The 1,200-nt window shown below is 42.8% G+C and carries 1 pseudogene; it reads left to right on the forward strand.

Annotated elements, in window-relative coordinates:
* The first annotated feature begins 68 nt into the window (after window positions 1-68).
* Window positions 69-1,192: pseudogene (locus JGK20_RS34390) on the forward strand (transposase).
* Window positions 1,193-1,200: the final 8 nt, after the last annotated feature.

A 1,200-nucleotide genomic window follows, 5' to 3' on the forward strand; every position in this document is an offset into this window, starting at 1 on the left:
ACTTTATTCTAGAAATCCTGTTGCCATTTTGTAGAAATTGGGTAAAATCAAACAAGGAGGTGATGCAAGTGTTCAATCTGACTTATGAATTCAAATTGAAACCCACAAAAACACAAGTAGCAATATTTGAGGATTGGTTGGAACAATGTCGCAAGGTATATAATTATGCCCTGCAAGAACGTAAAGATTGGTATAATTCCCGAAAATGTCGGATTGACGCTTGTTCCCTTCGCTCGGAATTCATCATCAGAGCTGACACACCCAGACCAACTTACTCAACTCAATGTAAAGCCTTAACTGCATACAGGAAAACCAGCCCTGCATTACAACGTATCAATGCTCAAGCTTTACAACAAGTGCTGCGCCGACTAGAAAAGGCATTTGTAAGTATGTGGGAACAAAACCACGGATTTCCCCGATTCAAAAAAAGGGGAACCATGAGGTCTTTTGTGTTTCCACAACTAAGTTTAAACCCCATTCAAAATAGTAGTGTCAAACTGCCTGTAATTGGCTGGGTAAGATTTTGGCAATCCCGAGCGATTCCCGATGGTGGAATTATTAAGCAGGCACGGGTAGTAAATCGTGCATCCGGCTGGTATCTAATGCTGACCGTTGTCTTTTAGTCAAGCGGCCAAGGTTTTTTATAGACGCAGAACGCAAGCTGAAATTGCTGCAAAAACGTGTGAGTAAAAAGCGCAGTGGCTCAAATAATTGGCGCAAAGCTCAGAAAAAAGTTGCTCTTTTGCACGAATACGTTGCTAATTGTCGCTCAGATTGGCATCGCAAAATCTCTCATCAAATTTGCAATGATGTGGGGATGGTATTTGTTGAGGACTTAAATTTAGTTGGACTATCCAGAGGGATGCTGGGCAAGCACTGCTTAGACGCTGGATGGGGTCAATTTTTCACTATTTTGGAACAAACCTGTTGGAAACGCGGGGTGTACTTCCAAAAAGTGAATGCTAAGAAAACCAGTCAGATTTGTCCAAATTGTGGTGTCGCAACAGGCAAAAAAGAGCTTGCTGAGCGTACTCATACTTGCTCAAATTGCGGTTATACAACCGATAGAGATGTTGCAGCAGCTCAAGTAGTTCTAATTAGAGGACTTGCAGCCGTAGGGCATACGGTCAAGATGCTTGCCGAGGGTAAATTCGTCGGAATCCCACTGAAGCAAGAATCCTCTCGCCTTTAGGCAGAGGT

The sequence above is a fragment of the Microcoleus sp. PH2017_05_CCC_O_A genome (genome assembly GCF_020738785.1).
Lineage (GTDB): Bacteria > Cyanobacteriota > Cyanobacteriia > Cyanobacteriales > Microcoleaceae > Microcoleus.